The 5,154-nt window shown below is 63.7% G+C and carries 4 protein-coding genes; all 4 read left to right on the top strand.

Annotated elements, in window-relative coordinates:
• Position 1 precedes the first annotated feature (1 nt).
• Positions 2–1,216, top strand: coding sequence for a cysteine desulfurase family protein (locus tag AC0L18_RS30575; RefSeq protein WP_473495472.1), 1,215 nt, complete (start codon positions 2–4; stop codon positions 1,214–1,216).
• A gap of 187 nt (positions 1,217–1,403) precedes the next feature.
• On the top strand, positions 1,404–2,921 hold the full coding sequence (sufB, locus tag AC0L18_RS30580; RefSeq protein ID WP_473495473.1) for a Fe-S cluster assembly protein SufB: 1,518 nt from the start codon (positions 1,404–1,406) through the stop codon (positions 2,919–2,921).
• A gap of 30 nt (positions 2,922–2,951) precedes the next feature.
• Positions 2,952–3,707: a Fe-S cluster assembly ATPase SufC gene (gene sufC / locus AC0L18_RS30585; protein WP_023798289.1), complete on the top strand. Its 756-nt coding sequence runs from the start codon at positions 2,952–2,954 to the stop codon at positions 3,705–3,707.
• A gap of 43 nt (positions 3,708–3,750) precedes the next feature.
• Positions 3,751–5,019, top strand: a complete 1,269-nt coding sequence (gene sufD, locus AC0L18_RS30590; RefSeq protein WP_473495474.1) for a Fe-S cluster assembly protein SufD — start codon at positions 3,751–3,753, stop codon at positions 5,017–5,019.
• Positions 5,020–5,154 lie beyond the last annotated feature (135 nt).

Raw genomic sequence — 5,154 nt, forward strand, 5'->3', positions numbered from 1 at the left:
AATCCGCAATCCCCCCTGCTTTTCCTCTTCTCCCTCCCACAACAACACTAAACCCCCCCCCCCCCCCCCACACCCCAACACCCCCCCCCCCCCCCCGCGGCGCCCCGCGCCCCCCGCGGCAATGATTGCCGCGCTCGACACCGCCGCCAACCCATCGTCGGTCCATGCCGAGGGCCGCGCCGCACGGCGGCTGATCGAGAATGCAAGGCGCGACGTGGCGGCGCTGGTCAACGCCAGCGCCGAGCATGTCGTGTTCACCTCCGGCGCGACGGAAGCCGCCTCGACGCTGCTGACGCCGGATTGGCAGATGGGGCGCGGCGCTGTCCGCGTGAGCCGGCTCTATGTCTGCGAAGCCGATCATCCTTGTGTGCTGAATGGCGGGCGTTTTCCGGCAGCCCAGGTAACACGCATCGGCGTCGACGCCGACGGCCTGGTCCGGCTGGACGCCCTGGCGGCGGCACTTGGCCGTCACGACAAGGCAGACGGCCTGCCGCTGGTGGCGATCCATGCCGCCAACAACGAGACCGGCGTCATCCAGCCGGTCGGGCGCATCGCCGAAATCGTCAAGGCGGCAGGCGGCATCCTGGTCGTCGACGCCGTGCAGGCAGCCGGTCGCATTCCGCTCGACATGTCAGCGGGTTATGCCGATTACTTGATTCTGTCTTCGCACAAGATCGGCGGTCCCAAGGGCGTTGGCGCCATTATCGCCGCCTCGGACCTGATGATGCCCAGGCCCTTGATATCAGGCGGTGGCCAGGAAAAGGGTCATCGCGGCGGCACTGAAAACCTGGCCGCGATCGCCGGTTTTGGCGCAGCGGCGCGCGAAGCCCTGATTGGATTGAAGCGCATCGACGACGTCGGCAGCCGCCGCGACGAGATCGAGGCCATCGTGAAAACGCTGGTGCCGGATGCGGAAATCTTCGGAACCGGCGCACCGAGGCTTGCCAACACGACATTCTTCGCTATTGCCGGCATCAAGGCCGAGACGGCGCAGATCGCCTTCGACCTCGCCGGCGTGGCTCTGTCGGCCGGTTCCGCCTGTTCGTCGGGCAAGGTCGGCCCGAGCCATGTGCTGAAAGCCATGGGATACAATGACAGCCTTGGCGCTTTGCGCGTGTCCATCGGCCACGCAACGAGCGCGCAGGACATCGAACTGTTCCGCACTGCGCTGGCCGGCATTGCCTCACGCCGCGCAGGCAGGGAAGAAGCCGCCTGAGCGCGGCAAACAAACGCAGGCTTTTTGGCCTGGTAGAGCTGTGCGTTCATGGTGGCCGGGTGAATTCCCGGCAGGGACGCACTATATGGAACTTACGCCGCCTCGGGTGCCTCGCGCGTACTCCGTTTCGCGGTGCCATAGTTTGAAAACTGCCGGGCCTTGACCCCGGCGTGGATGGAGAACGCTGATGCCTGCTGTGCAGGACACGATCGATCGAGTTCGAAAGATCGAGGTCGACCAATACAAATACGGATTCCAGACCGAAATCGCGATGGACAAGGCCCCAAAGGGCCTGAGCGAAGACATTATCCGCTTCATTTCGGCGAAGAAGGACGAGCCGTCCTGGATGCTGGAATGGCGTCTGGAAGCCTATCGGCGCTGGGTGACGCTGGACGAGCCGAAATGGGCGCGCGTCCACTATCCCAAGATCGATTTCCAGGACCTCTACTATTATGCGGCGCCCAAGAGCACGCCGGGACCGACGTCGCTGAGCGACGTCGATCCCGAACTGTTGAGGGTCTATGAAAAGCTCGGTATCCCGCTGAAGGAACAGGAGATCCTCGCCGGCGTACAGAAGACCGATGCGTCGGAACTCGAGGAAGCCAGCGACAATGTCTACAAGTCGGGCCGCGTCGCCGTCGACGCCGTGTTCGATTCCGTGTCCGTCGTCACCACCTTCAAGAAGGAGCTGGCGCAGGCCGGCGTCATCTTCTGCTCGATCTCGGAAGCCATCCGCGAGCACCCGGATCTGGTGAAGAAGTATCTCGGCTCGGTCGTGCCGACCTCGGACAATTTCTACGCCACGCTGAATTCGGCGGTGTTCACCGACGGTTCCTTCGTCTTCGTGCCCAAGGGCGTGCGCTGCCCGATGGAACTGTCGACCTATTTCCGCATGAACGAAAAGAACACCGGCCAGTTCGAGCGCACGCTGATCATCGCCGAGGAGGGGGCCTACGTCTCCTATCTCGAAGGCTGCACGGCGCCGCAGCGCGACGAAAACCAGCTTCACGCCGCGGTGGTCGAGCTGATCGCGCTCGATGATGCCGAGATCAAATACTCGACGGTGCAGAACTGGTACCCCGGCGACGCCGAAGGCAAGGGCGGCATCTACAATTTCGTCACCAAGCGTGGCGACTGCCGCGGCCACCGCTCGAAGATTTCGTGGACGCAGGTCGAGACCGGCTCGGCGATCACCTGGAAATATCCGAGCTGCATCCTGCGCGGCGACGATTCCAGCGGCGAGTTCTATTCGATCGCCGTGTCGAACGGTTTTCAGCAGGTCGATAGCGGCACCAAGATGATCCATCTCGGCAAGAACACGTCGAGCCGCATCATCTCCAAGGGCATCGCCGCCGGCTTCTCGCAGAACACCTATCGCGGCCAGGTCTCGGCGCACCGCAAGGCGACCAACGCCCGCAACTTCACCAACTGCGACTCGCTGCTGATCGGCGACCAGTGCGGCGCGCACACCGTGCCCTACATGGAAGCCAAGAACGCAACAGCGCAGTTCGAGCATGAGGCGACGACGTCGAAGATTTCCGAGGACCAGAAATTCTACGTCATGCAGCGCGGCATTCCCGAAGAAGAGGCGATCGCGCTGATCGTCAACGGCTTCGTCAAGGACGTCATCCAGCAACTGCCGATGGAATTCGCGGTCGAGGCGCAGAAGCTGATTGGGATCAGCCTCGAGGGCTCGGTCGGCTGACCGGACCGAAAATTTTCAGGAAAAGAAAAAATGCTTGAAATCAGAAATTTGCATGCTCGCATCGTCGATGACGGCACCGAGATCATCCGCGGCCTGAACCTGACGGTGAAAGCCGGCGAGGTCGCCGCCATCATGGGGCCGAACGGCTCGGGAAAATCGACGCTGTCCTACATCCTCGCCGGCCGCGAGGATTATGAGGTGACCGAAGGCGACATTCTCTACAACGGCCAGTCGATCCTCGAGATGGACCCGGCCGAGCGCGCCACATCAGGCATTTTTCTCGCCTTCCAGTATCCGATGGAGATACCGGGTGTGGCGACGATGGAATTCCTGAAAGTGGCGATGAACGAGCAGCGCAAGGCGCGCGGCGAGGAGCCGCTGAAGATCCCGGAATTCCTGAAGCGCGTGAAGGACGCCGCTGCCTTGCTCGACATGGACATGGCGATGCTGAAGCGGCCGCTCAATGTCGGCTTTTCCGGCGGCGAGAAGAAGCGCGCCGAGATCCTGCAGATGAAGCTTCTGGAGCCAAAACTCTGTGTGCTCGACGAGACCGATTCCGGCCTCGACATCGATGCGCTGAAGATCGTTTCGGAAGGCGTCAACGCGTTGCGCGCGCCGGACCGCGCCATCGTCATCATCACCCACTACCAGCGCCTGCTTCAGTACATCGTGCCGGATAGTGTGCACGTGCTGTACAGAGGCCAGGTGGTCAAGTCGGGCGACAAGTCGCTGGCGCTCGACCTCGAGGCCAACGGCTATGCCGGCGTGATCGGCCAAGCTGCGTGAGATGCCAGAAGGCCAAGAAGGCAAGCCAAACAAGGCGAGACCGATGAACATACACACGACACCCCAGCGAACGCCGGCCGAAACGGCGCTGATCGACGCCTTCAGCGACCGGTTGTCGTTGCTGCCCGGCGACGGCACGGTGATGCTGAAGCGCGACGACGCGATCGAGGCGATCAAGAGCGGCCTGCCGACGCGGCGCATCGAATCCTGGCACTACACCGACCTGCGCGGCCTATTGACTTCGGTTCCGGATTTCGATCCCGCAGCCGCCCCAAAAGCCATTGCACCTGTCGTCGAAGGATCCGCTGTCCTGCCGGTGCTCAACGGCGTGTCGAGTGCGAAAATGCCTGAAATCGAGGGTATCGCCGTGCAGCGCCTGTCGGAGAAGCTGACCGACGGCAGCATCGCACCGGGCCTCGATCCCTACGGCGCCGACGACGCCATCGGCGCGCTCAATATGGCTTTCGTGGCCGACGGCTATTTTGTCGACATTGCCGACGGCACCGAGTTGGACAAGCCGATCGAACTGCAGAACCTGCAGGCCGGCGGCCAGACGCATGTCCGCCTCAGCGTCCGCGTCGGCGCTGGCGCCAAGGCCGTGATCGTCGAGCGCCAGGCGGGCGAGGGCGCCGCACTCGTCAGTTCGGTCAGCCAGCTTCTGCTTGACGAGGGCGCCGAGGTGACCTGGCTGATCGTGCAGGAGCAGCCGGATACGGCGACGCATCTTGCCCAGTTCAAGGCGCATCTCGGCAAGAATGCGAAGCTGACGCTGTTTGTGATGAACGCCGGCGGCAAGCTGGTGCGCCAGGAGATCGTGGTCAGAACGACCGGCGAAGGTGCCGATTTCACGCTGCGCGGCATCAACCTGCTGGCCGGTGACACCCATACCGACGTGACCATGGTGCTCGACCATGCGGTGCCGCATACGGCTTCGACGGAAGTGATCCGCAACGTGGTGACGGGAAGAGCGCGCGGCGTCTTCCAGGGGCGCATCAACGTCCACCAATACGCGCAGAAGACCAACGCCAAGATGGCCTGCAACACGCTGCTCTTGTCGGATGACGGCGAGTTCTCGACCAAGCCTGAGCTCGAGATCTTCGCCGACGACGTCGTCTGCGGCCACGGCGCCACCGTCACCGAGATCGACCATAGCCATTTGTTCTACCTGATGGCGCGCGGCATCGACGAGAAGTCAGCCCGTGGCCTGCTGGTCAAGGCGTTCGTCGCCGAGGTGATCGAGGAACTCGACGACGAGGCGATCGTCGAGGCGCTGGAAACGAGGCTCGACGGCTGGTTCGCGGCGCACGGGTGAGGCGATTAGGTTCGCTTCGGCGAACACCCCTCATGGGGGGGGGGGGGGGGGGGGGGGGGGCGGAGGGGGGGGGGGGGGGGGGGGGGGGGGGGGGGGGGGGGGGGGGGGGGGGGGAGGGGGGGGGGGGGGGGGCGG

Source organism: Mesorhizobium sp. WSM4819 (assembly GCF_055811215.1).

What these genes read in the sequence shown, in the direction of transcription:
- sufB (WP_473495473.1), top strand. Translation starts at nt 1,404, where the DNA reads ATGCCTGCTGTGCAGGACACGATCGATCGAGTTCGAAAGATCGAGGTC.
- sufC (WP_023798289.1), top strand. Translation starts at nt 2,952, where the DNA reads ATGCTTGAAATCAGAAATTTGCATGCTCGCATCGTCGATGACGGCACC.
- sufD (WP_473495474.1), top strand. Translation starts at nt 3,751, where the DNA reads ATGAACATACACACGACACCCCAGCGAACGCCGGCCGAAACGGCGCTG.